The sequence below is a fragment of the Roseateles sp. GW821-FHT09H11 genome (genome assembly GCF_059415845.1).
This window is the reverse complement of the sequence record NZ_JBWKOA010000008.1, coordinates 205090-229277: the sequence shown is the minus strand read 5'-3', so window position 1 is coordinate 229277 and position 24188 is coordinate 205090. Positions and strand designations below refer to the sequence as shown.

Here is a 24188-nt window from a genome sequence, read left to right as displayed (position 1 = left end):
ACCAAGCCCTTGTGAAAGGAGGCTTTATGAACCTGACCATCAGCGGCCACCATCTCGAAGTGACACAGGCTCTGCGTGAGTACGTGCTGAACAAGTTGAGCCGGGTGATCCGGCACTTTGACCAGGTCGTGGACATCAACGTCCTGCTGACCGTGGAGAAGCAGAAGGAGAAGGATCGACGCCAACGCGCGGAAGTCACATTGCATGTGAAGGGACGGGAGATCTTCTGCGAGCACTCGCACGAGGACCTCTACGCGGCCATCGACGAGCTGATGGACAAGCTGGATCGGCAGGTCTGCCGCCACAAGGACCGTGTGCAGAACCATCATCATGAATCGGCCAAGCGCATGGACCTGAGCGCCGGATGACCGGCTCCCGGGTTCCCGCCACGGCCCACGCCGGGCGGTGAACCCGCTCCGGACCCCGGGGATTTCCCGGGGTTCCGCCCGCAAGGCGGCCCGTCGGGCCGCCTTTTTGCCGAGAATTGTTGCAATGCAACACCAGGGACGACCTTTTCACAGGAGCGTCGCATCCGTCACACCCCCTGTCGGTAGCGGGATTCCTATAATCCTGTCCCTCAACCCTCGAATCTGCGCCCCGCTGGTGCGCAGCGCTGCTCTCCCAGCCCGCCGGTCGTCGTGACCGGCAAATGCCCGATGAACCGTCTCGCCGCCATCCTTCCTGCCAGCAACGTGCTGGTCGATGTGGACGCTTCCAGCAAAAAGCGGGTCTTCGAACACGCGGGGCTGCTCTTCGAGAACAACCATTCCATCTCCCGCGCCGCGGTCACGGACAACCTGTTCGCTCGCGAACGTCTGGGCTCGACCGGCCTGGGTCACGGCGTCGCGATCCCGCATGGCCGTATCAAGGGCCTGAAGAATCCGCTGGCCGCCGTGCTGCGCGTGCAGCAGCCGATCGGCTTCGACGCGCCGGACGACGAACCGGTCACGCTGCTGATCTTCCTGCTGGTGCCCGAAGCGGCGACGCAGAGACACCTCGAGATCCTGTCCGAGATCGCCGAGATGCTGTCCGATCGCGAACTGCGGGAGCGCCTCAAGACCGAGCCCGAAGCCGCGACGGTGCATCGCCTGATCGCCGACTGGGAACCGCTGAAGTCGGTCGCCTGAGCGCCGACAGCCCTCCGACCCCTCACCGCCACGACCACGGCCGCCGAACTTGAAAGCCACCTCCATCAGCGCGGACCGGTTGTTCGAGGAGCACCGCGAGGCCCTGCGTTGGGAGTGGATCGCGGGACACGCGCATCCTGAGCGCCGCTTCGACGAAGCCGCGTTGCGCGACGCGCAGTCGGCCGCCGATCTGGTCGGCTACCTGAACTACATCCATCCGTACCGCGTGCAGATCGTGGGCCGACGCGAGGTCGGCTACCTGAGCCAGGCCTCGGGCGACGTGCTGGACCGTCGCATCGCGCGCATCGTCACGCTGGAACCGCCGGTGATCATCGTCGCCGACGATCAGGCGCCGCCGGACCGGCTGGTCGCGATGTGCGACCGCGCCGAGATCCCGCTGTTCACCACCGCCGAGAGCGCCGGCCACGTCATCGACCTGGTCCGCGCCTACCTCGCGCATGTCTGCGCCAACCGCACGACGCGGCACGGCGTGTTCATGGACATCCTCGGCCTGGGCGTGCTGCTGACCGGCGAGTCCGGCCTGGGCAAGAGCGAACTGGGCCTGGAGCTGATCAGCCGCGGCCACGGCCTGGTGGCGGACGACGCGGTGGACTTCTTCCGCATCGCGCAGACGGCGATCGAGGGCCGCTGCCCCGAGCTGCTGATGAACCTGCTCGAAGTCCGCGGCATCGGCCTGCTGGACATCAAGGCGATCTTCGGCGAGACGGCGGTGCGCCGGAAGATGCGCCTCAAGCTGATCGTCCACCTGGTCCGCAAGGAAACGATGGAGCGGGACTTCGAACGCCTGCCCTACGAGCCGCTGTACGAGGACGTGCTGGGCATGCCGGTGCGCAAGGTCGTGATCGCGGTGGATGCCGGTCGCAACCTGGCCGTGCTGGTCGAGGCTGCGGTACGCAACACCATCCTGCAGCTGCGCGGCATCGACACCTACCGCGAGTTCGTCGAGCGCCACCAGCGTGCGATCGAACAGGGCCTCAACGACACGAACTGAGCCTCGATCCCCAGCGGATCAGGAAAAGAGAAAGGGGCTCCATCGGAGCCCCTTGTCGTTGTCGTTGTCGTTGTCGTTGTCGGCGTCTTGATCGCCGACGTCGGACCGCTCAACGGGCCGTCTTGTTCGGACAGTCCTTCTTCACGCAGTTCGCGTACAGCGCGAGGGAGTGCTCCTGCAACTGGAAGCCGCGATCCATCGCGATGGCGTGCTGGCGTTCCTCGATCTGCGGATCGTAGAACTCCTCGACGAAGCCGCAGGTCAGGCACACGAGGTGGTCGTGGTGATGGCCCTCGTTGAGCTCGAACACCGCCTTGCCGGACTCGAAGTGATTGCGTGACAGCAAGCCCGCCTGCTCGAACTGGGTGAGCACGCGATAGACCGTCGCAAGACCGATGTCCGCGCGTTCATCGAGCAAAGCTTTGTAAACGTCCTCGGCGGTCATGTGCCGCTGTTGGGTCGTCTGGAAGATCTCGAGGATCTTGATGCGGGGCAAGGTGGCCTTGAGCCCGCTGTTCTTGATTTCGTCTGACCGGTTCATGGGGTTTGCGCCTGCGGAATAGCGTGGGTGCGTGCCGCTAGAATCCGTCGATCATAGCCCTAGCGCCTCGGCCGAGACGTGCCATGTCATTGAATTTCCGTATCCCCCGCATTGCACGCCGGAACGCCTCCGGCACCGCCGTGGCCGGCCTGGTTGTTGGTCTCCTGACGCTGGGCGGCTGCTCGCAGATGCCCAAGTTCGACGCGCTCTCCGTGAGCGGCGAGAAGGTGCTCGGCCTGGTCACGCCGTATCGCGTCGAGATCGTCCAGGGCAACGTCGTCACGAAGGAGCAGATTGCCGCGGTCAAGCCCGGCATGACCCGCGCCCAGGTGCGCGACGTCCTGGGCTCGCCGCTGCTGGCCGACGTCTTCCATGAATCCCGCTGGGACTACGTCTTCACGATCCGGCGCCAGGGTGCCGCACCGCAGAACCGCCACATCCTGCTGACCTTCAACGGCGATCAGCTGTCGAAGATCGACGCGCCGGACGACCTGCCGACCGAGAAGGAATTCATCGCGTCGATCAACACGCTGAAGGTCTCCGGCAAGGAGCCCAAGCTCGAACTGACGGAAGAGGAGCGCAAGGCGCTGCCCCCGCCGGTGCGCACCGCAGCGACCGCGACGCCGGAGCCGATCGGCCCGACGCGCGAGTACCCGCCGCTGGAGCCCCGCCGATGAGCCGTCTGCGGATCGCGATCACCGGCGCGTCCGGCCGCATGGGCCGGATGCTGGTCGAAGCGGTGCTGGCGGCGGACGACCTCGAACTGGCCGCCGCGCTCGATCGCGACGGCAGCCCCGCGCTGGGCCAGGACGCCGGCGCCTTCCTGGGTCAGACCACGGGCGTCGCGATCTCCAGCGACGTCAGGGCCGGCCTGGCCAAGGCCGATGTGCTGATCGACTTCACCCGTCCTGAAGGCACGATGGCTCACCTCGCGCTGTGCGCCGAGCTGGGCGTGCGGACCGTCATCGGCACCACCGGCTTCAGCCCGGACGAGAAGGCGAAGATCGGCGAGTTCGCGCAGCGCGCCGCCGTCATGATGGCGCCCAACATGAGCGTGGGCGTGAACGTGGTGCTCAAGCTGCTGCAGCAGGCGTCGAAGGCGCTCGCGCAGGGTTACGACATCGAGATCGTCGAGGCGCACCACCGCCACAAGGTCGACGCGCCCAGCGGCACCGCGCTGAAGATGGGCGAGGTCGTGGCCGAGGCGCTCGGCCGCGACCTGAAGACCTGCGCGGTCTATGGCCGCGAAGGCGTCACCGGCGAGCGCGATCCGTCGACGATCGGCTTCGCGACCGTGCGCGGTGGCGACGTGATCGGCGACCACACCGTGATGTACCTGGGCATCGGCGAGCGCATCGAGATCAGCCACAAGGCGTCGAGCCGCGCCACGTTCGCGCAGGGCAGCCTGCGCGCCGCGCGCTTCCTGGGCGAACGCAAGACCGGGCTGTTCGACATGAACGACGTGCTCGGCATCGCCTGACCCCGCACGCTGCCACGATCGGCGCCCGACCCGCGACGCGATGACCGAACTGATCCATCTCTGGCAAGCGGGCGACGGTGTCGCCCGTTTCGTTTCCCTGCTGCTGCTGACGATGTCGGTGTGCAGCTGGGTCCTGATCTTCTGGCGCAGCTGGACGCTGGCCCGGGCGCGGACCGACCTCGGCCGCGGCCTGCCGGTGTTCTGGGCAGCGCCTGACGTCGGCCAGGGCCGTGACCAGCTCAAGACGCTCGATCGCGGCGCGCTGATGCTGCCGCTGATCGACGCCGCGATGCAGGACAGTGCGCCGGGCACGCTGGCGGCCTCCGCGCAGAAGACCTCGCAGCTGACGCGCCGCCTGCGCGATGCGCTGCACGCCGTGCTGAACGGCCTGAGCCGGGGCCAGATCGTGCTGGCGACCATCGGCGCCACCGCGCCCTTCGTCGGCCTGTTCGGCACCGTCTGGGGCATCTACCACGCGCTGATGAGCATCTCGTCCACGGGCAACTTCAGCCTCGACAAGGTTGCCAGCCCGGTCGGTGAAGCGCTGATCATGACCGCCGCCGGTCTGGCCGTGGCGATCCCGGCGGTGCTGGCCTACAACCTCTTCGGCAAGTGGGTCGCCGCCTGCGAGGCCGAGCTCGAAGGTTTCGCGCACGACCTGCGCGAGCTGGTCGGCGGCGCGTGAGCGCCCTTCCCGTCCGGACCGCGCGATGAAGTTCGGCCGCCTCGAACGCCGCGAAGCGCCCAAGCCGATGGGCGAGATCAACATGACGCCGCTGATCGACGTCATGCTGGTGCTGCTGGTGATCTTCATCATCGCCGCGCCGCTGATGGGCAGCGCGCTCAAGCTGGACCTGCCCAAGAGCGACGCGGCCTCGCCCGCGCCGGGTGCGAGCTTCATCGCGCTGGCGATCACGCCGGAAGGCGAGTACGTGCTCGGCGAGGACAAGCTCGATGCCAAGGCCATGCGCGAGCGCCTGGCGCAACTGGCCCAGCGCCAGCCCGATGCCGAGCTGCGCCTGAGCGCCGACCAGTCCGTGCCCTACGGCAAGGTCGCGCAACTGATCGGCTGGGCACAGAAGGCGGGCCTGAACCGGATCGCGTTCGTCGCCGAGAACGGCGAACCGGCCGACGGCGTCGAGCCTGCAAAAGGCGCCGCCGCGACTCCCCCGAAGCGCTGATCGTTCCCCCCGTGCGGTGGCCCTCCCACGGTGGATGGGGCGACCGTGCGCGGCCTCCTACAATCGACGGCTACGTTGCCCGAGCCACCATGAACGAGAAATACGCCCCCTCCGAGGTCGAACAGGCCGCCCGCGATCACTGGAACGCCCGCGACGCCTACCGCGTCGTCGAGGACGCGTCCAAGCCGAAGTTCTACGCCTGCTCCATGCTGCCCTACCCCAGCGGCAAGCTGCACATGGGCCACGTCCGCAACTACACGATCAACGACATGTTGACGCGTCAGCTGCGCATGAAGGGCTACAACGTTCTGATGCCGATGGGCTGGGACGCCTTCGGCCTGCCCGCGGAGAACGCGGCGATGAAGAACAAGGTGCCGCCGGCCGCGTGGACCTACGACAACATCGCGTACATGAAGTCGCAGATGCAGGCCATGGGCCTGGCGATCGACTGGTCGCGCGAGATCGCCACTTGCAAGCCCGACTACTACCGCTGGAACCAGTGGCTGTTCCTGAAGATGCTGGAAGCCGGCATTGCCGAGCGCCGCACGCAGGTCGTGAACTGGGACCCGATCGACCAGACCGTGCTGGCCAACGAGCAGGTCATCGACGGCAAGGGCTGGCGCTCGGGCGCGACGATCGAGAAGCGCGAGATCCCCGGCTACTACCTGAAGATCACCGACTACGCCGAGGAACTGCTGGCCGCGGTCGCCGATCCGTCGGACAAGAACTACCTGTCGGGCTGGCCCGAGCGCGTGCGCCTGATGCAGGAGAACTGGATCGGCAAGAGCGAGGGCGTGCGCTTCGCCTTCCCGCATGCGATCGCCGGCGACGATGGCCAGCCCATCCAGGGCGGCCTGCTCTACGTCTTCACGACGCGCGCCGACACGATCATGGGCGTGACCTTCTGCGCCGTCGCGCCGGAGCATCCGCTGGCCGCGCACGCGGCGAAGACGAATCCCGCGCTGGCCGCCTTCATCGAGGAATGCCAGCAGGGCGGCACGACCGAGGCCGAACTCGCCACGCAGGACAAGAAGGGCCTGGCGACCGGCCTCTTCGTGACGCACCCGCTGACCGGGGAGCAAGTCGAGGTCTGGGTCGGCAACTACGTGCTGATGAGCTACGGCGACGGCGCCGTGATGGGCGTGCCGGCGCATGACGAGCGCGACTTCGCCTTCGCGAAGAAGTACGGCATCGCGATCAAGCAGGTCGTGGCGGTGGGCGACGAGGCCTACTCGACCGACGCCTGGGCCGAGTGGTACGGCGACAAGCAGCGCGGCGTGTGCATCAACTCCGGCGCGCTGGACGGCCTGACGCACAAGCAGGCGGTGGACAAGGTGGCCGAGCTGGTCGGCAGCAAGGGCCTGGGCGAGAAGAAGACGACCTGGCGCCTGCGCGACTGGGGCGTGAGCCGCCAGCGCTACTGGGGCACGCCGATCCCGATCATCCATTGCGACAGCTGCGGCGCGGTACCCGTCCCCGAAAAGGACCTGCCCGTCGTGCTGCCCGAGGACTGCATCCCCGACGGCAGCGGCAACCCGCTGAACAAGCGCGCCGACTTCCTGGACTGCAGCTGCCCCAAGTGCGGCGCCGCGGCCAAGCGCGAGACGGACACGATGGACACCTTCGTGGACAGCTCGTGGTACTTCATGCGCTATTGCGACGCGACCAACCCGGAGAAGATGGTCGCCGACGGCACCGACTACTGGATGCCGATGGACCAGTACATCGGCGGCATCGAGCACGCGATCCTGCACCTGCTGTACGCGCGCTTCTGGACCAAGGTCATGCGTGACCTGAAGCTGATCAAGTTCAGCGAACCCTTCACCAACCTGCTGACGCAGGGCATGGTGTTGAAGGGCGCGTTCTTCCGCAAGCCGGAAGACGCCGGCAAGCACTACTACTGGGAACACGAGGTCGACGTCACCCGCAACGAGCACGGCGTGCCGACCGGCGGCACGCTGAAGGCCGACGGCAAGCCGCTCGAGTACGAGATGACGACGATGTCGAAGTCGAAGAACAACGGCGTCGACCCGCAGGCCCTGATCGACGAGTACGGCGCCGACACGGCCCGCCTGTTCGTGATGTTCGCGTCGCCGCCGGAGCAGACGCTCGAGTGGAATGATGCCGGCGTCGAGGGCGCGCACCGCTTCCTGAAACGCGTGTGGGGCTTCGGCACGAAGCACGCCGACGCGATCAAGACCGGCGGCGTCGACTTCGCCGCGCTGAGCGACGACGGCAAGGCGCTGCGCCGCGAAGTCCACCTGGTGCTGAAGCAGGTCTCGTACGACTACGAGCGCATGCAGTACAACACCGTGGTCTCGGGCGCGATGAAGCTGCTGAACGCGCTGGAAGGCTTCAAGGCCGAGGGCCAGTCGGCCGCGGTGCGCGAAGGCTTCTCGGTGCTGCTGCGCGTGATCTACCCGGCCTGCCCGCACATCGCGCACGCGCTGTGGACCGAGCTCGGCTTCGCTGCCGAGCTGGGTGAGCTGCTGGACGCCGCCTGGCCGCAGGTCGACGAGTCGGCCCTGGTGCAGGACCAGATCGAGCTGATGCTGCAGGTCAACGGCAAGCTGCGCGGCGCGATCAAGGTGGCGGCCTCGGCCGACAAGGCCGCAATCGAGGCGATCGCGCTGGCCAGCCCGGACTTCGAGAAATTCGCGGAAGGCAAGGCGCCCAAGAAGGTCGTCATCGTGCCCGGCCGTCTCGTCAACGTGGTGGTCTGAGCATGAAGCGCCGCGATCTGCTGTCGTTCGGTTCCTTGGCCGCCGCAGCCCTGCTCTCGGGCTGCGGCTTCGAGCTGCGCAAGGAACCGGTCTATCACTTCAAGACGCTGGCGCTGACCGGCTTCATCCCGCATTCGCCGCTGGCGCAGGAACTGCGTCGGCAGGTGCAGCGCAGCACGGTGCGCCTGGTCGAGGACCCGAACCGCGCGGACGTGATCATCGACGCCGAGCGCGAGATCCGCGACAAGACCTCGGTGGCGACGACCGCGGCCGGGCAGATCACGGAATGGCAGCTGCGGCTGTCGCTGGACTACTCGCTGCGCACGGCGGGCGGGGACATCCTGCTGCCGCGCACCGAGCTGCGGCTCACGCGCGACATGAACTACAGCGAAAGCGCGGCGCTGGCCAAGGAGCAGGAAGAGGCGTCGCTGCAGAAGGCGATGCAGGTGGAGGCCGTGGGCCTGCTGCTGCGTCGCCTGGCAGCGGTGCACCTGCCCAACTGAACCCGGACGGACCGCGCGCATGCAGATCAAGGGCGAAGCGCTCGCCGGCCACCTGGCGAAGGGGCTCAAGCCGGTGTACGTCGTGCACGGCGACGAGCCCCTGCTCGCGCAGGAGGCCGCCGACATCCTGCGCGCCGAGGCGCGCAAGCAGGGCTACAGCGAGCGTCAGGTCTTCATCGTCAGCGGCGCGCACTTCGACTGGGCCTCGGTGATCGCGGCGTCGCAGGCGATGAGCCTGTTCGCCGACAAGCAGCTCATCGAGATCCGCATCCCCGGCGGCAAGCCGGGCAAGGACGGCTCGGACGCGTTGCAGCGGTATGTCGACGGCTTGCCGCCGGACGTGCTGACGCTGGTGACGCTGCCGCGCCTGGACAAGACCCAGATGAGCAGCGCCTGGTTCACGGCGCTGGACAGCGCCGGCGTGTCGGTGAAAGTCGACCCGGTCGAGCGGCGCGAGCTGCCCGCCTGGATCGCCCGGCGGCTGCAGCAGCAGGGGCAGCCGGTGGCGGCCGGCCCGGACGGCCAGCGCGCGCTGGAATTCTTCGCCGATCGCGTCGAGGGCAACCTGCTCGCCGCGCATCAGGAGCTTCAGAAACTCGCGCTGCTGCACCCGGCGGGCGAGCTCAGCCTGCAGCAGATCGAGGCGGCGGTCCTCGACGTGGCCCGTTTCGATGTCTTCAAGCTCAGCGAAGCCTTGCTGAGCGGCAAGGTGGGTCGGGTGTTGCGCATGCTCGACGGCCTGAAGGCCGAGGGCGAGGCCGCGGTGCTGGTGCACTGGACCATGGCCGAGGACATCCGCGGCCTGAAGCGCGTCCACGACGCGGTGGCCGCGGGCAAGCCGCTGCCGATGGCCTTGCGGGAGTCCCGCATCTGGGGGCCGAAGGAGCGCCTCTTCGAACGCATCGTGCCGCAGTTGCACGGCGCGGCGCTGACGCGGCTGGTCGCGGCGGCGCAGATCTGCGACGGCATCGTCAAGGGGCTGCGCCACCCGGAATGGCCCACCGATCCGTGGGAAGCGCTGGGGCGATTGGCCCTGATGCTGGAGCAAGCCCTGCGCCCACCGGCACAGAAAACCCGCTATGGTTGACGCTTGTCTTCCCTCTCGCGTTGCTGATGAGCCCCTCCCGTTCCGCCCTCTCGTCGATTGCAGCCGCGGCACTGGCGGGCGCACTGATGAGCGCCACGGCCGCCCACGCGGCGGACTGGGCGATCCAGGTCCGTGACGCCGGTGGCGCACCGGTGCCGAACGCGGCCGTCGCCGTCGAACTGAAGGGCCAGCCGGCCAGGCCCGCGACCGGTGTGACGGCCGAGATGTCCCAGCGGGACCGCCAGTTCCAGCCCCAGCTGCTGGTGGTGCAGACCGGCACGGCGGTGAACTTCCCCAACTTCGACACCGTCCGGCACCACGTCTATTCGTTCTCGCCGACGAAGAAGTTCGAGCTCAAGCTGTACTCGGGCACGCCGTCGGAGCCGGTGGTCTTCGACAAGGCCGGCGTGGCGCAGCTGGGCTGCAACATCCATGACCGGATGAGCGCGCACATCGTGGTCGTCGACACGCCGGTGTTCGGCATCACGGATGCCAGGGGCGAGGTCAGGCTGAACCTGCCGGCGGGCGATCACCGCCTGCGCCTGTGGGCGACGCGCCTGGGCAACGCCGCGCCGACCGCGCAACCCTTGACGGTGGGCGCGGGGGCGGCGGGCGTGCTGAAGGTCGAGCTGAAGGACTGACGTCGAGATGCGCTGGCCGGACTTCCTCAACCTGCGGCGGCTGGAAGGGCGCATCGTCGCGTTGTTCCTGGCCTTGCTGCTGGTGGTCCAGGTGCTGAACCTCACGCTCATCAACGAAGGCATCGGTCGCAACGCGCGGGCCTCGGTGGCCGAGGAGCTCGAGGCCAGCGAGCGCATCCTGATCCAGTTGATCGACGAGGACAACGAGCAGCGCGGCCTGGTGGCCGACCTGCTGCAGTCCGACCACGGCCTGCGCGAGGCGGTCGCGCAGGGCCTGCAGGGCGAGGAACTGCGCGCCACGCTGCAGGACGTGTTCACCAACCTGAGCGAGCGCGGCGACGCCGCCTTCATCGGTTATGCCAGCGACGCCTTCGAGCTGGTGACGGCCACCGACCCGATCGCACGCCGGATCGCGCCGCTGCTGCGCGGGGTGACGCGGCAGCAGCAGGGGCGCACCCAAAGCCAGCTGCTGCTGCTCGACGGCAAGGCCTATCAGGTGGTCGTCGCGCGCATGCGGGCGGCGGGGCTGGGTGGCTGGATCTTCACCGGCTTCGAGATGAAGAACGAGCAGCTGGAGGAGCTCAAGCGGATCGTTCACATCCAGGGCGTGCTGCTCACGCAGGCCGCGCCGGGGCAGTGGCAGGTGCTGTCGAGCGTGCTGGATCCCGCGGCGACGGCGCGCGCGGTGCAGGCGATGCCGGCGATCGCGACGGCGGAGCGCGCCACGCACACCTTCCATCTGGAACTCGACGGCGAACAGTTCCAGGCACGCCTGCAGCCTCTGGCACACGGCGGCGACATGGAGAAGACCGTCGCGGTGCTGCTGCTGCGCTCGGTCGACGAGGCGGTGGCGCCCTACCGCCGTCTGCAATGGATGCTGCTGGGCGTCAGCCTGGCCGGGGTGGTGCTGTTCGCGATCGGCGCGGTGCTGACCGCACGACGCATCAGCGGCCCGGTGAAGGCACTGGCGAGCGCGGCGCACCGGCTCGGCCAGGGGGACTACGCGCAACCCGTGGAGCGCCCCTCGCGCGACGAGATCGGCGATCTGGCCGAAGCTTTCGAAGCGATGCGCCAGGGCATCCGGGCGCGCGAGGAAGAGGTGAACCGCCTCGCCTTCTGGGACCCGCTGACCGACCTGCCCAATCGGGAGCAGTTCCAGCAGGCCCTCGCGAGACGGATGGCGGACAGCGACGTGCGCTTCTCGCTGCTGATGCTGAACCTGGATCGCTTCAAGCATGTCAACGACGTGCTGGGGCGTCCCTTCGGCGACCGGCTGCTGCGCGCGGTGGCGGATCGGCTGCAGCACCTGTTGAAAGATGAGGTGAGCCTGATCGCGCGGGTGGGCGGCGACGAGTTCCTGCTGCTGATCGAGGGCGCCGGCGCGACCCGGGCCGAGGCGATCTGCAAGCGCATCCAGCGCGACTTCGAACGGGCCCTGAGCATCGACGATCAGACGGTGGATCTGTCGGCGGGGATGGGCGTGGCGCTGTACCCGCAGCACGGGCGCGACCCGATGCTGCTGCTGGCGCGCGCGGAGCTGGCGATGCACGCGGCCAAGCGCGGCCAGAGCGGCTGCGAGGTCTATGCACCGAGCATGGATGCGGCCAGCCAGGAATCGCTGTCGCTGCTGAGCGAGTTGCGGCATGCGATCGACGCCGGTGAACTGCGCTTGTTCCTGCAGCCGAAGGTGGATCTGCACGGCCAGAAGATCTCGGGCGCGGAGGCGCTGGTGCGGTGGCAGCATCCGACGCGCGGCCTGGTGCCGCCGATGGAATTCATCCCGTTCGCCGAGCAGACGGGCTTCATCCGCCAGATCACCGCGTGGGTGCTGCATGCCTCGGCGCAGGCGTGGATGGCCTTGCAACGGGATGGCCTCGCGTTGCCGATCAGCGTGAACCTGTCGACACGCGACCTGATGGACCAGGACCTGCCGATCAAGGTGGCGGACCTGGTGGCGGGCGTGCCGCCGCCGGCGCTGTGCCTGGAGATCACCGAGTCCGCGATCATGGACGATCCGCAGCGCGCGCTGCAGACCCTCGAACAATTGCACGCGCTCGGGTTCAAGCTGTCGATCGACGACTTCGGGACGGGGTACTCGTCGCTGGCGTATCTGAAGCAGCTGTCGGTGGACGAGCTGAAGATCGACCGCAGCTTCGTGATGAACATGGAGCGCGACATCGACGACGCGAAGATCGTGCGCTCGACGATCGAGCTGGCGCACAACCTGGGGCTGACGGTGGTGGCCGAAGGCCTGGAGACGGCCAAGCAATGGACGCTGCTGCAGACGCTGGGCTGCGACCAGGGGCAGGGCTACTACCTGTCGCGGCCGATGCCGGCGGAGAAGTTCGCCGATTGGCTCCGCGGCTGGCAGCCGCCGGACCTGGGAGACGCGAGAGCGAACACCATTCTGGCGGGGTTGTGAGGGGGACAGGTCTTGCCTTGGATGACCGTCGGCCATCGGTGACCCACTCACTCTTGCGAGTCAATTCCTCCACTTTGCTCCCGCCGATTGGGGATGCGATCTCCCCCTCTGAAGCGATTTCTTTCCTCACTCAACGAGATGATTCACGCAGATTTGGGACCCGAACTGGAGGCCATCGTGCTGGATCTGATCGAGAGCGGAAAGTACTCGTCGCGCACGCAGGTGCTGCGCGACAGCGTGGCGCTGCGGGGGTGGCGTGAGGCCAAGCTAAAGGAGTTTTCGGACTCCATCACGCGGGGCAAGGCGATCGCCGCTGCAGGCGGCGGCAAGCCTGCCGATGAGGTCTTCGACCGCCTGAGTGCGAAGTACAAGGCCATGTCCGAGGCCGCTCGAAAATGATCGTCCGCCTCCTGCCGGAGGCGGAAGATGATCTGGAGTCCATCGGCGACTACATCGCCCGCGACGATCCTCGACGAGCTGTTTCGTTCGTCGCTGAACTTCGCCTGAAAGTGCATGGCTTGCAGGCCATGGCCGAAGCATTTCCCTATGCGAGGATTCCCGAGCATCCTGACCTCCGACGTCGGACCTATCGCAGTTACGGCATCTTCTATACCGTTGACGCAATTGCGAAGCTCGTCCACGTGCAAAGAATCCTGCATCTGTCCCGAGACGTCCTCGGGATCTTCCGTGCATGAGCCTGATCGACGCCTGTCAGGAATCTCTGTCCTCAAGGGCATCACACAGCGCCTCAAGCCCCGCGCGCACGGTCTGCGCGCGCACCGCATGCCGGTCGCCGGTGAAGTGCTCCTTCCACACGCGCACGCGCTGGCGGCCGTGCATCAGCGCCAGCCACACCGTCCCGACCGGCTTGTTCTCGGTGCCGCCGCCCGGTCCGGCCACGCCGGTCACCGCGATCGCCCAGTCGATCGGCGCGTGCGCCACCAGCCCGCGCGCCATCTGCTCGGCCACTTCTCCGCTCACCGCGCCGTGCAGGGTGATCAGCGCCGCCGGCACGCCGAGCAGTTCCGTCTTCGCCTGGTTGGTGTAGCTCACCACGCCGCGCTCGAACCACTGGCTCGATCCCGCCAGACTCGTGCATGCCGCCGCGATCAGCCCGCCGGTGCAGGACTCCGCGGTGCCCATGCGCTCCTTGCGCTGGATCAGCGCCAGGGCGATGCGTTCGATCAGTTCGGATTCGTCGGGAAACAGCATGGGGATCTCCTCATTGCAGCAACGCCCTCGCGCCGGCCAACACCACAAGCGTACATCCGGCCGCCACGAGATCGTCGAACAGGATGCCGAAGCCTTGCCACACCGTCACCGGCTGTCCGGGTTCGATCTTGAACAGCGCGTCGGCCCAGCGCACCGGCCCCGGCTTCGCCGCGTCGAAGAAGCGGAACACACCGAACGCCGCCAGCTGCCACCAGAAGCCCGCCGGCATGATCAGCCACAGCACGAGCCAGATCGCGACGATCTCGTCCCATACGACCGAGCCCGGATCGCAGGTTCGCAGGTTCCGCGCGGTGACCGTCGAAGCCCACCAGCCGATCGGGATGCTCGCGGCAATCACCACGCCCCACAGCAGCGGCGTCAGCCACAGGTTCAGGATCGCGAACGCGGCCCAGCCCCACAGCGTGCCCACGGTGCCCGGCGCCTTCGGCGCCAGGCCGCTGCCGAAACCCATTGCGATCCAGTGCGCGGGGTGCCTCGCCATGAAGCCGAAAGTCGGACGCACCGCGCTCATGATTTGAAGTGGTCGAAACTCTGCAGCAAGCCCTGCAGCGGCCGGCCCGCGCCATCGACGACGCGCAGGCCGGGTTCTTCGTCGATGCGACCGATGCGGTACACCGGCGTGCCGGACGCGCGCCCCGCATCGAGCACGCGCTCGCGCCCATCCGCAGGCGCGGTGAAGACAAGTTCGTAATCATCGCCGCCGCTCAGCAGGCACAGCTGCTGGATGTCCTCCGGCATCGCGCCCAGCACCGCCGAGCGCGGCAGGTCCGCGAGCCGCAGCGTCGCGCCGACGTTGGAGCGCTTCAGCACATGGCCGATGTCGCCGGCCAGTCCGTCCGAGACGTCCACGGCGCTCGTCGCGATCCCGCGCAGCGCGCGGCCGAGCGCGACACGCGGCTCGGGCATTTCCATCCGCAGGCGGGCTTCATCGAACTGCGCCGCGCTCAGCGACAGCGTGCCGCGAAACACCTCCAGCGCCAGCCGCGCATCGCCGAGCGTGCCGCTGACCCAGACGTCGTCGCCCACCTGCGCGCTTGAGCGCAGCAGCGCCTGGCCAGCCGGCACTTCGCCCATCGCGGTGATGTTGATGTTGAGCGGCCCCGCCGTCGTGTCGCCGCCGGCGAGCACGATGTGATGCGCGTCCGCGAGCTCGAACAGCCCCTGCGCGAAGCCCGCCAGGAAGGTCTCGTCGACGCGCGGCAGCGCCAGCGACAGGAAGAAGGCCTTCGGCGTCGCACCGCAGGCGGCGAGGTCGCTGAGGTTCACCGCCAGCGCCTTGTGGCCGAGCCGCCGCGGCGACACCGTCGACAGGAAGTGCCGGCCCTCGACCAGCATGTCCGCCGTCACCAGCCAGTGATGGCCCGCCGACGGCGTCAGCACCGCGCAGTCGTCGCCGATGCCCAACGTCACCGCGCCCCCCTCGGTCCGGCCGGCGCGCCCCGCGCGGCCGAAGAAGCGGTCGATCAGGTCGAACTCGCCCAGCGGCCGGCCGTCCCGGCGCCCGCCCGCACCCGATGCGTCAGAAGAATCACCCATGGGCGGCATTGTCGCCGCGCAGCAGGTTGGACAGTTCGACCGCGGACTTCACATCCATCTTCTCGAAGACCCGCGCGCGATGGACTTCCACCGTGCGCACGCTGATGTTGAGCTGGTCCGCGATCAGCTTGTTGGGCAGGCCTTGGACGACCAGCTGCATCACCTCGCGTTCGCGCTCGGTCAGGTCGCCGACGCGATGGCCCAGGGCCAGCTTCGCGTCGCGCGCGGAGATCGCCTCCGCGCTCTGCGCGAGCGCATGCTCGACGCGGTCCACCAGCGCGTTGTCCGAGAAGGGCTTCTCGACGAAGTCGTAGGCGCCCTGCTTCACCGCCGCGACCGCCGTCGGCACGTCGCCATGGCCGGTCAGGAAGATCACCGGCAGCGTCTCCAGCAGGCCGCGTTCGATGAGCCGCTCGAACAGCGCCAGGCCGCTCATCCCGGGCATCCGCACGTCCAGCAGCAGGCAGCTCGGCGCCGACGGCCAGTCGCGCCCGCTGCGCGGCAGGCCGTCCAGCATCGACTCGAAGGCCTCGGCGCTGCCGAAGCCTTCGGACAACAGCCGCCGCGAGCGCAGCAGCCAGGCGAGCGCGTCGCGCACCACTTCCTCGTCGTCGACGAGGTAGACCATCGGCAGGGACTGCGGCTTCATGCGGACGACTCTCCAGATCCAGTGACGGGGAAGCGCTCGGTCCCGGACTTCAGGGCCGAACCAGGCGCATCCTCGCACGGCAGGCTGAAACGGAACTCGGTCCCGGTCGGCGACGCGGGCGCGACGCGGCTTTCGAAATCCATGGCGCCGCCGTGCTGCTCCACGACCGTGCGGCACAGGCTCAGGCCCAGGCCCATGCCCTCGGTCCGGGTGGTGAAGAACGGCGTGAACAGCTGGCGCGCCACTTCCGGCGGAATGCCGGGCCCGCGGTCGATCACCGCGAAGCTCAGCCAGCGCGGCTGCAGCCGTTTCACCTGGATGATCAACGTCCGGTCGGCCAGCGGCGTCGGACCGTCCATCGCCTGGATCGCATTGCGGGTGAGGTTCAGCAGCACCTGCTCGACCATCGTCCGGTCGCAGCGCACGCGCGGCAGGCCCTTGGCCAGGTCCATCTCGATGCGCGCGCCGCTCTTGCGCGCCTGCAGCCGGATCAGCGGCAGCACCGCGTCCAGCAGCTGCTCCACGTTCACCCATTCCCGGGCCGCCTCGCGGCGACGGACGAAGTCGTGCACGCTCTTGATGACTCGGCCGGCGCGCTCGGCCTGCTCGGCGATGCGCGTCACGGCCTGGCGCACCATCGCCGGCGTCTGGGGATCGTCGGCCTCGCGCACCATCAGGTTGATCGAGGCCGTCGCGTAGCTCGCGATCGCCGCCAGCGGCTGGTTCAGCTCGTGGCTCAGCAGCGAGGCCATCTCGCCCACCGTCGCCAGCCGCGCCGTCGCCTGCAGCCGGTCCGACTGCTGACGCGACAGCTCCTCGACCTTGCGCTGCGCGCTCAGGTCCAGCACCGCGCTCATCCAGCCGGTCTGCTGGCCTTCGGCGTTCAGCAGCGGCGCCTCGTAGATCATCACCGGGAAACGCTCGCCCGTGCTGCGGGCGAAGACCGTCTCGAAGCCCTCGCGCGGCGGCAGCCCGGCTTCCCAGCGCGCCTCGCGGTCGTGGTGCCGGCGCCAGTATTCATCGGTGAACTCCGGCGGCCAGTACGGCGGCGCGTGCGGCGGACGGCCGGTGTTGACCACCTCCTCCGCCGGGTAGCCGACCATCGCGCAGAACGCCGGATTCACGTAGCTGATGTTGCCGTCCAGGTCGCGCGCACGCAAGCCGGTGATCAGCGAGTTCTCCATCGCCTGCCGGAAGGCCAGCGACTCCGCCAGCGCATGTTCCGCCTGCGCGCGCTTGCGGGTGTCGCGCGCCAGGATGATGACCAGCGCGAACAGCGCCATGGACAGGCCGAGCACCAGCGCCGTCGCCAGGTTCGGGATCAGCTGCGGCCGCCCGGTCGCGTTGTCGACGCGCAGTTGGAGGCTCAGGCCGGGCAGGTCGAGCAGACGCTCCGACAGGTAGAAGCCGCTGCCGCGCGTCAGGCCGGTGCGCGCCAGGCGCGTGCCGTCGCCCTCGACGAAGGACATCTCGAAGCGGCGCGCCTGGTCCTGCGAGATCGACTCCTCCAGCAGCGGCCGCAGGCCCATCGTCGCGACGACGTAGGAGCGCGGCTCCCCGGCGCGCACGCGCGGCAGGCAGAGATCGGCGACTTCCATGCCGTCGCCGCCCGGACCCGGCACGAAGTACGAGCGCGAGAACAGCGGCGTGCCCTGCCGAAGCGCGGCGATGCAGGCGAGTTCGGTCTCGATCTGCAGCTGCTCGCGTGCCAGGATGGAGAACAGCGGCGGCGCGTAAGGCGAGTCGACCGCGCGACGGACCTGGCGCTCGGAGTCGCGCAGCTCGATGCGCAGCAGCACGCGCGTCTGGCGCAGCTGCGCGGCGGCGTTGCCGCGCCAGTCGTCGTCCTCGGCCCACATGAGGCCCTGCAGCCCTTGCAGGTCGCGACCGATCAGCTGCTTGGCGCGCGCGGTCACCTCGGCCGCCGCCAGGTCCGACGCCTCCTGGGCGCGCGCCGCTTCATGGCTCAAGGTCAGCGACAGCAGCAGCGACTGCGCGATCAGCAGCAGCGCGACCAGCGTCCCCCACAGCAAGGCGCGACGCCAGCGCCGCGGCCGGGCGCCCGGTGCCGACGGGGTGAAGGGAGCGGCGGGCCGCATGATGGTCGGAGCAGGCAAGCGGATCGAAGGGACGTCGAAAGGGAAGTCGGCACGTGACGCGTGAACGCAGCGTGAAAGGCGATTGAAAGGATCGCCCGGGCGCACTGCGCCAAGCGCCTGGCAAGTGTCTCGCGCGCGTGCGGGGCAGGCAGTATGGCGCGCCGGAGGCCCCTGGCGATGCGCAGTTTCGCGTATGTGCCTGCGGCCCTCCCGACATGCAGCATACGCATAGTCCGCACTGCCGCCGTCGGGGCGGACTCCTACAATCGCCGACCCGGCCCACGACGGCGGACCGGTTTCAACCAGAAGAGTCCCCCATGTCCACGTCCGAAGAAAAACGTGCGCAGTTGCGCCAGGCCGCTCTCGAATATCACGAGTTCCCGACCCCCGGGAAGATCGCCATCGCGGCCACCAAGCAGCTGATCAACCAGCGTGACCTGGCTCTGGCGTACTCGCCGGGCGTGGCCGCCGCGTGCGAGGAGATCGTCGCCGACCCCGCCAACGCGTTCCGCTACACCTCGCGCGGCAATCTGGTCGCGGTGATCTCCAACGGCACCGCCGTGCTGGGCCTGGGCGACATCGGACCGCTGGCCTCCAAGCCGGTCATGGAAGGCAAGGGCGTCCTGTTCAAGAAGTTCGCCGGCATCGACGTCTTCGACCTCGAGATCGACGAGAAGCACAACCTCGACAAGCTGGTCGACGTGATCGCCGCGCTGGAGCCCACCTTCGGCGGCATCAACCTCGAGGACATCAAGGCGCCGGACTGCTTCTACGTCGAGCGCGAGCTGCGCAAGCGGATGAAGATCCCCGTCTTCCACGACGACCAGCACGGCACCGCCATCGTGGTCGCCGCCGGCCTGCTCAACGGCCTGAAGGTCGCGGGCAAGGACATCAAGTCGGTGAAGCTGGTGACCTCGGGCGCCGGTGCCGCCGCCCTCGCCTGCCTGAACCTGCTGGTCAAGCTGGGCCTGCCGCGCGAGAACATCTGGGTGACCGACCTGGCCGGCGTCGTCTATGAAGGCCGCACCGAGCTGATGGATCCGGACAAGGCCATCTACGCCCAGCCCACCGAGCAGCGCAGCCTGCGCGACGTGATCGCCGGCGCGGACATCTTCCTGGGCCTGTCGGCGGGCGGCGTGCTCAAGCAGGACATGGTCGCGTCGATGGCGGCCACGCCGATCATCTTCGCCCTGGCCAACCCGAATCCCGAGATCCAGCCGGAGGACGTCCACGCGATCCGCAACGACGCGCTGATGGCCACGGGCCGGACGGACTATCCGAACCAGGTCAACAACGTCCTGTGCTTCCCCTACATCTTCCGTGGCGCCCTGGACTGCGGCGCGACGACGATCAACGATGAGATGGAGATCGCCGCCGTCCATGCGATCGCCGAGCTCGCACAGGCGGAGCAGAGCGAAGTCGTCGCCGCCGCGTATGCGGGCGCGAACCTGAGCTTCGGCCCCGAGTACCTGATCCCGAAGCCCTTCGACCCGCGCCTGATGATGAAGATCGCTCCGGCGGTCGCGCTGGCGGCGGAAGCCTCGGGTGTCGCGCTGCGTCCGATCGCCGACATGCCGGCCTACCTGGAGAAGTTGCAGAGCTTCGTCTACGCCTCCGGCACGACGATGAAGCCGATCTTCCAGATCGCGAAGAAGGCCAAGCACAAGCGCGTGGCTTACGCCGAAGGCGAAGAGGAACGCGTGCTGCGCGCCGTGCAGATCGTCATCGACGAGGGCATCGCCCGCCCGACGCTGATCGGCCGTCCGCAGGTCATCGCGCAACGCTGCGAGCGCTTCGGCCTGCGCCTGCAAGAAGGTCGCGACTACGACGTGGTGAACACCGAGTTCGACCACCGCTACCGCGACTACTGGCAGACCTACCTCGAGATGACCGAGCGCAAGGGCGTGACCCAGCAGCTCGCCAAGATCGAGATGCGCCGCCGCCTGACGCTGATCGGCGCCATGATGCTGCACAAGGGGGAAGTCGACGGGATGCTCTGCGGCACCTGGAGCAATACCGCGATGCACCTGCAGTACATCGACCAGGTCATCGGCAAGCGCCCCGGCGTCAAGACCTTCGCCTGCATGAACGGGTTGATCCTGCCGGGCCGTCAGGTCATGCTGGTCGACACGCACGTCAACTACGACCCGACCGCCGAGCAGATCGCCGAGATCACGCAGATGGCGGCCGAGGAAATGATGCGCTTCGGCCTGCGTCCGAAGGCGGCGCTGCTGTCGCACAGCAATTTCGGCTCGAGCAACTGCCCGTCCGCGGTCAAGATGCGCGACGCGCTGGCGCTGATCAAGGAGCAGGCGCCCTGGCTGGAGGCCGACGGCGAGATGCACGGCGACGCCGCGCTCGACCCGCACTACCGCGACCAGCTGGTCTCCAAGAGCACGCTGACGGGCGAAGCCAACCTGCTGGTCATGCCCAACATCGACGCCGCGAACATCAGCTACAACCTGCTGAAGACGGCCGCCGGCGGCGGCATCGCCATCGGGCCGGTGCTGCTGGGCGCGGCCAAGCCGGTCCATGTGCTGACGCCGTCCGCCACCGTCCGCCGCATCGTGAACATGACGGCCCTGACCGTCGCGGACGCGAACGCGGCCCGCTGAGATCCGGACGGATTCCTTCGGAAATCCAGTCCCGCGCGGTCTCGCGTCCCTGCCCAAACGAGCGCCCGGCGACCGAAGAATATTCGGTCGCCGGGACCCTCGCGCCCCTGGACGGGGCCCGCGGAGGGCCTTTAAACCCGACCTGCGACCCGGCCTATATAAAAAGTTTGTAGCGGCTCACCAGTCAATTTCTGGCGGATGACTACCAACGCTGGCTGAGTAAAGACCGAATGTGTGCGCACGCTCACAGTGCCGCTTTTTAGGGCATTCAGGGAGCCCCCGGCTTGAGCATTCGGGTCCGTTTCTGTACCATCTCGGTTTCAGAGTTCAGGGTTAACCCTCTCTGACCCCACCCATGCCACCGACGATCGCAGGCTCCCCAGCGGGTTCTGTCCGGGGCCACGGCGAGGGTTGGACATGAACTCGGAACCCCATCTAGGAGGAACGCGACAATGCTTTTGCAGACAGTCCGTCCCAACATCGTGCAGGCGATCAGAGCCTACCGGGTCGAGGACTTGATGCAGGCCGCGCAGGACGCCGGCCAACACTTCCTGTACGCCGACCTGGCTCCAGCGGAGACCAAACAGGACGTGCTGGAATTGATTGCCAGCAATTTCCTGTTCCCGGCTCACTTCGGGAAGAACATGGAAGCGCTGTACGACTGCATGACCAATCTGGTCCACAAGTCGGGCACGCAACCGGGTTTCGTCGTGGTGCTGGACCAGTTGCCGGACCATGCGAAGTTCGACCGTGAGGCGCGCGAGCAGTTGCTCGACGTCTTCCGCGAGGCGGCCGATTTCTGGGCCGAGCGGAAAGTCTCATTCCGGTGTTTCTATTCTTTTCAGTAGCCCGCTCCCAAGAACAAGGGTCATGGGAGCGGGCGACTGAGGTGGCCCCCGAAGCGAAGCCGGTGCTCAAGAGCACCAAGGCGAATCCGAATCCGAACTTCGGCATGAACATGCCGATGATGTGCAGTGCCTTCGATACGTCCATGTGGCTCAGCGCCGCGTGATGGATTGAAGAACGACTGACCCTCGGGTCCGATGCAGAAGGCCTTCCGGCGACGGAAGGCCTTTTTGTTTGAGCCATCGAATCGCACGAACCGCGTGGAATCGCGTGGAGTCGCGACGGGCTCAGCCCTGGACAGCCAGCGCCAGCGCGACGAACTCCGCCACCGGCACTTCCTCGGCGCGGCGCTGCAGGTTGAACTCGCCCTGGAAGCCGCGGGCTTCCAGCCACTTGCCGAGCGAATGCCGCAGCAGCTTGCGGCGCTGCGAGAAGGCCGACGCGACCAGCTCACTCAGCAGCGCCTCGTCCATCTGGGCTGGCGTCGACAGCGGCACCATGCGCACGATCGCGGAGTCGACCCGCGGTGGCGGATCGAAGGCTTCCGGCGGCACGTCGAACAGCGCCTCGACGTCGTAACGCCACTGCAGCATGACGCTCAGTCGGCCATAGTCCTTGCCGCCCGGGCTGGCGGCCATGCGGTCGACGACTTCCTTCTGCAGCATGAAGGTCTGGTCGACCACGTGGTCCACGAAACCCAGCAGGTGGAACAGGATCGGCGAAGAGATGTTGTACGGCAGGTTGCCGACGACCTTCAGCTTGCGGCCGCGCTCGGCGGCCAGCGCGGCGAAGTCGACCTTCAGCACGTCGGACTCGATGACCGTCACGTCGCCGCGCTTGCGCATGCGGGCGGCGAGATCGCGGTCGAGCTCGATGACGGTCAACGGCCGGCTGGACGCCGGCAGGCGCTGCAGCAACGGCAGCGTCATCGCGCCCAGGCCCGGGCCGATCTCGACCATGGCCTGGTCCTCGCCGGGCGCGATCGCATCGACGATGCCATCGATGATGGCCTTGTCGGTCAGGAAGTGCTGGCCGAAGCGCTTGCGCGCGACATGTCCCATGAACTCAGTCCCGGCCGCTCAGTCCAGCCACTCGCGCGTCTCGATGAAGGCGCGGGCGCGCATTTCCTTCATCCAGTCGTTGTAGGCGTCGTCGTACTTGCGCTCGCGCAGCGCATTGCGGGCCTGCTCGCGCAGCTGCTTCGTGTCGAGCACCACGTCGCGGCGCTCCATCACCTGGATCAGGTGGATGCCGAAACGCGACGGCACCGGGTCCGAGATGCCCTTGAGCGGCAACGCGTCCATGGCCTGCTCGAACTCGGGCACGAAGCCGCCCGGCGAGACCCAGCCCAGGTCGCCGCCTTCCTGCGCGCTGCCGTCTTCCGAGTTGGCGCGGGCCAGTTGCTCGAAGGTGGCACGGCCGGACTCGATCGCACGCTTGAACTCGACCAGCCGGCGGGTGGCCTGCTCGGGGCTCAGTTGCTCGGACGGACGCAGCAGGATGTGGCGCGCGCGGGTCTGCACGACCACGTTGATCGAGGCCTTGCCGGTCTGGCGCTCGATCAGCTTCAGCACGTGGAAGCCGGCCTCGGAGCGCAGCGGCTGCGACCGCACTTCGCCATCCTTCAGGTCCTTGACCGCGTCGACGAAGACGTCGGGCAGCTTGTCCGCGGCGCGAAGGCCGATCTCGCCGCCGCGGTTCTTGTTGGCGTCTTCCGACACCTCGCGGGCGACCTTGGCGAAGTCTTCGCCGGCCTGGATGCGCGCCAGCGCCGCATCGGCACGCGCCTTGCGCTCGGCCACGCCCGCCACGCCCAGGCCTTCCGGCACCGGCACCAGGATCTGCGCGATGTTCAGCTGCGCGCGGCCCTGCAACGCGGCCTGGCGCTCTTCCAGGTACTTGTCGATGTCGCCGTCCGTGATGCGGATGCGACCTTGCACCTCGCGTTCGCGGACACGTTCGCTCAGCATCTGGTCGCGCAGGTTCTCGCGGAAACGCTTGAAGTCGATGCCTTCGGCGGCCAGGCGCTGGCGCAGCTCGGGCAAGGTCAGCTTGTTCTGGGTGGCGACGTTGGCGACGACGCGGTCGAGTTCCGGCTCGTCCACACGCGGGCCGTTCTCGCGGGCGTAGGTCACGACCACGCGTTCATCGACCAGGCTGTCCACCGCCTGCTTGTGCAGCAGCTCGTTGGTGACGGTCTGGCCGCGCTGGCGGGCTTCCTCACGGGCGCGCTCGGTGCGCTGGATCACTTCCGACGCCGCCACGATGTCCGTGTTGACGATCACCGCGATGTAGTCGCCCGGCTTGAGTTGCCGTTGTTCGACCACGGGGCGGTTGACCGCCGGCGCGGACGCCGCCGCGGCAGGCGCGGAAGCCGCGGTCGCAGGGCTTGGAGCGCGCGTCGTCTGCGCCGAGGATGCCGAGCCGGCCAGGGCGGCGATCAGGGACAGGAGGGTGGCCGCCACCGGCTTGAGATGTCGCATCGAACGCAGT

25 protein-coding genes are annotated in these 24188 nt (G+C 68.0%); 17 read left to right on the top strand and 8 right to left on the bottom strand.

Going from position 1 to position 24188, the window contains the following annotated elements:
- Positions 1 to 26: 26 nt before the first annotated feature.
- From hpf to hprK, 3 genes are all read left to right on the top strand, one after another.
- Positions 27 to 368: a ribosome hibernation-promoting factor, HPF/YfiA family gene (gene hpf, locus AC07PR_RS25185; RefSeq protein ID WP_067281141.1), complete on the top strand. Its 342-nt coding sequence runs from the start codon at positions 27 to 29 to the stop codon at positions 366 to 368.
- Between the two features lie 288 nt (positions 369 to 656).
- Positions 657 to 1127, top strand: coding sequence for a PTS IIA-like nitrogen regulatory protein PtsN (ptsN, locus tag AC07PR_RS25180; protein WP_067281138.1), 471 nt, complete (start codon positions 657 to 659; stop codon positions 1125 to 1127).
- 49 nt (positions 1128 to 1176) lie between these two features.
- Positions 1177 to 2139, top strand: coding sequence for an HPr(Ser) kinase/phosphatase (hprK, locus tag AC07PR_RS25175; protein ID WP_377159427.1), 963 nt, complete (start codon positions 1177 to 1179; stop codon positions 2137 to 2139).
- A gap of 109 nt (positions 2140 to 2248) precedes the next feature.
- Here hprK and fur read toward each other — a convergent pair whose 3' ends face one another.
- Entirely contained in the window at positions 2249 to 2680 is a 432-nt protein-coding gene (gene fur / locus AC07PR_RS25170; protein WP_377159425.1) for a ferric iron uptake transcriptional regulator, read from the bottom strand.
- 83 nt (positions 2681 to 2763) lie between these two features.
- Here fur and AC07PR_RS25165 point away from each other — a divergent pair, with 83 nt between their 5' ends.
- From AC07PR_RS25165 to AC07PR_RS25115, 11 genes are all read left to right on the top strand, one after another.
- Complete coding sequence (locus AC07PR_RS25165) at positions 2764 to 3357, top strand: outer membrane protein assembly factor BamE (protein ID WP_495136925.1); 594 nt, start codon at positions 2764 to 2766, stop codon at positions 3355 to 3357.
- A complete protein-coding gene (gene dapB / locus AC07PR_RS25160; RefSeq protein WP_377159421.1) occupies positions 3354 to 4160 on the top strand; it encodes a 4-hydroxy-tetrahydrodipicolinate reductase in 807 nt (268 codons plus the stop codon). The genes AC07PR_RS25165 and dapB overlap by 4 nt, the downstream gene beginning before the upstream one ends.
- A gap of 40 nt (positions 4161 to 4200) precedes the next feature.
- Positions 4201 to 4845, top strand: a complete 645-nt coding sequence (locus AC07PR_RS25155) for a MotA/TolQ/ExbB proton channel family protein (protein ID WP_483108081.1) — start codon at positions 4201 to 4203, stop codon at positions 4843 to 4845.
- A gap of 25 nt (positions 4846 to 4870) precedes the next feature.
- Positions 4871 to 5341: an ExbD/TolR family protein gene (locus AC07PR_RS25150; RefSeq protein WP_495136924.1), complete on the top strand. Its 471-nt coding sequence runs from the start codon at positions 4871 to 4873 to the stop codon at positions 5339 to 5341.
- A gap of 89 nt (positions 5342 to 5430) precedes the next feature.
- Positions 5431 to 8064 (top strand): leucine--tRNA ligase, encoded by a 2634-nt coding sequence (gene leuS, locus AC07PR_RS25145; protein ID WP_483108083.1) that lies wholly within the window; start codon positions 5431 to 5433, stop codon positions 8062 to 8064.
- Between the two features lie 2 nt (positions 8065 to 8066).
- Positions 8067 to 8567 carry an LPS-assembly lipoprotein LptE gene (locus tag AC07PR_RS25140; protein ID WP_377159415.1) on the top strand — a complete coding sequence of 167 codons (501 nt, stop codon included), beginning with the start codon at positions 8067 to 8069 and terminating at the stop codon, positions 8565 to 8567.
- A 19-nt stretch (positions 8568 to 8586) separates the two neighbouring features.
- A complete protein-coding gene (holA, locus tag AC07PR_RS25135) occupies positions 8587 to 9654 on the top strand; it encodes a DNA polymerase III subunit delta (protein ID WP_495136923.1) in 1068 nt (355 codons plus the stop codon).
- Positions 9655 to 9680: 26 nt separating this feature from the next.
- The gene (locus AC07PR_RS25130) at positions 9681 to 10295 is read left to right on the top strand and encodes a methylamine utilization protein (protein ID WP_495136922.1); all 615 of its coding nucleotides are present in this window, start codon (positions 9681 to 9683) and stop codon (positions 10293 to 10295) included.
- Positions 10296 to 10302: 7 nt separating this feature from the next.
- On the top strand, positions 10303 to 12717 hold the full coding sequence (locus AC07PR_RS25125) for a putative bifunctional diguanylate cyclase/phosphodiesterase (RefSeq protein ID WP_483108086.1): 2415 nt from the start codon (positions 10303 to 10305) through the stop codon (positions 12715 to 12717).
- A 93-nt stretch (positions 12718 to 12810) separates the two neighbouring features.
- A complete protein-coding gene (locus AC07PR_RS25120; protein WP_495136921.1) occupies positions 12811 to 13116 on the top strand; it encodes a ribbon-helix-helix domain-containing protein in 306 nt (101 codons plus the stop codon).
- Positions 13113 to 13412 (top strand): type II toxin-antitoxin system RelE/ParE family toxin, encoded by a 300-nt coding sequence (locus AC07PR_RS25115; protein ID WP_495136920.1) that lies wholly within the window; start codon positions 13113 to 13115, stop codon positions 13410 to 13412. The genes AC07PR_RS25120 and AC07PR_RS25115 overlap by 4 nt, the downstream gene beginning before the upstream one ends.
- Before the next feature lie 16 nt (positions 13413 to 13428).
- On the opposite strand, the gene AC07PR_RS25110 is transcribed toward AC07PR_RS25115, so the two are convergent.
- Genes AC07PR_RS25110 through AC07PR_RS25090 form a run of 5 tightly spaced genes read right to left on the bottom strand, consistent with a single transcriptional unit; the run spans position 13429 to position 18252 of the window.
- Positions 13429 to 13929 carry a CinA family protein gene (locus AC07PR_RS25110; protein ID WP_067281115.1) on the bottom strand — a complete coding sequence of 167 codons (501 nt, stop codon included), beginning with the start codon at positions 13927 to 13929 and terminating at the stop codon, positions 13429 to 13431.
- A 10-nt stretch (positions 13930 to 13939) separates the two neighbouring features.
- Positions 13940 to 14461 (bottom strand): phosphatidylglycerophosphatase A family protein, encoded by a 522-nt coding sequence (locus AC07PR_RS25105; RefSeq protein WP_377159406.1) that lies wholly within the window; start codon positions 14459 to 14461, stop codon positions 13940 to 13942.
- Entirely contained in the window at positions 14458 to 15432 is a 975-nt protein-coding gene (gene thiL / locus AC07PR_RS25100) for a thiamine-phosphate kinase (protein ID WP_495137009.1), read from the bottom strand. Before thiL ends, AC07PR_RS25105 begins: the two co-directional genes overlap by 4 nt.
- Before the next feature lie 46 nt (positions 15433 to 15478).
- Positions 15479 to 16135 (bottom strand): response regulator transcription factor, encoded by a 657-nt coding sequence (locus tag AC07PR_RS25095; protein WP_377159404.1) that lies wholly within the window; start codon positions 16133 to 16135, stop codon positions 15479 to 15481.
- Positions 16132 to 18252 carry a two-component system sensor histidine kinase NtrB gene (locus tag AC07PR_RS25090; RefSeq protein WP_483108089.1) on the bottom strand — a complete coding sequence of 707 codons (2121 nt, stop codon included), beginning with the start codon at positions 18250 to 18252 and terminating at the stop codon, positions 16132 to 16134. Before AC07PR_RS25090 ends, AC07PR_RS25095 begins: the two co-directional genes overlap by 4 nt.
- 299 nt (positions 18253 to 18551) lie before the next feature.
- On the opposite strand from AC07PR_RS25090, the gene AC07PR_RS25085 reads away from it, so the two are divergent.
- The 3 genes from AC07PR_RS25085 to AC07PR_RS25075 all read left to right on the top strand — a co-directional run bounded on the left by AC07PR_RS25085 (position 18552) and on the right by AC07PR_RS25075 (position 21861).
- Entirely contained in the window at positions 18552 to 20849 is a 2298-nt protein-coding gene (locus AC07PR_RS25085; protein WP_483108090.1) for an NADP-dependent malic enzyme, read from the top strand.
- A gap of 452 nt (positions 20850 to 21301) precedes the next feature.
- Complete coding sequence (locus AC07PR_RS25080; RefSeq protein ID WP_377159400.1) at positions 21302 to 21697, top strand: barstar family protein; 396 nt, start codon at positions 21302 to 21304, stop codon at positions 21695 to 21697.
- Between the two features lie 41 nt (positions 21698 to 21738).
- Positions 21739 to 21861 (top strand): hypothetical protein, encoded by a 123-nt coding sequence (locus tag AC07PR_RS25075; RefSeq protein ID WP_377159398.1) that lies wholly within the window; start codon positions 21739 to 21741, stop codon positions 21859 to 21861.
- 121 nt (positions 21862 to 21982) lie between these two features.
- On the opposite strand, the gene rsmA is transcribed toward AC07PR_RS25075, so the two are convergent.
- Positions 21983 to 22756 (bottom strand): 16S rRNA (adenine(1518)-N(6)/adenine(1519)-N(6))-dimethyltransferase RsmA, encoded by a 774-nt coding sequence (rsmA, locus tag AC07PR_RS25070; protein ID WP_495136919.1) that lies wholly within the window; start codon positions 22754 to 22756, stop codon positions 21983 to 21985.
- An 18-nt stretch (positions 22757 to 22774) separates the two neighbouring features.
- Complete coding sequence (locus AC07PR_RS25065; protein ID WP_377159394.1) at positions 22775 to 24178, bottom strand: peptidylprolyl isomerase; 1404 nt, start codon at positions 24176 to 24178, stop codon at positions 22775 to 22777.
- Between the last annotated feature and the right edge of the window lie 10 nt (positions 24179 to 24188).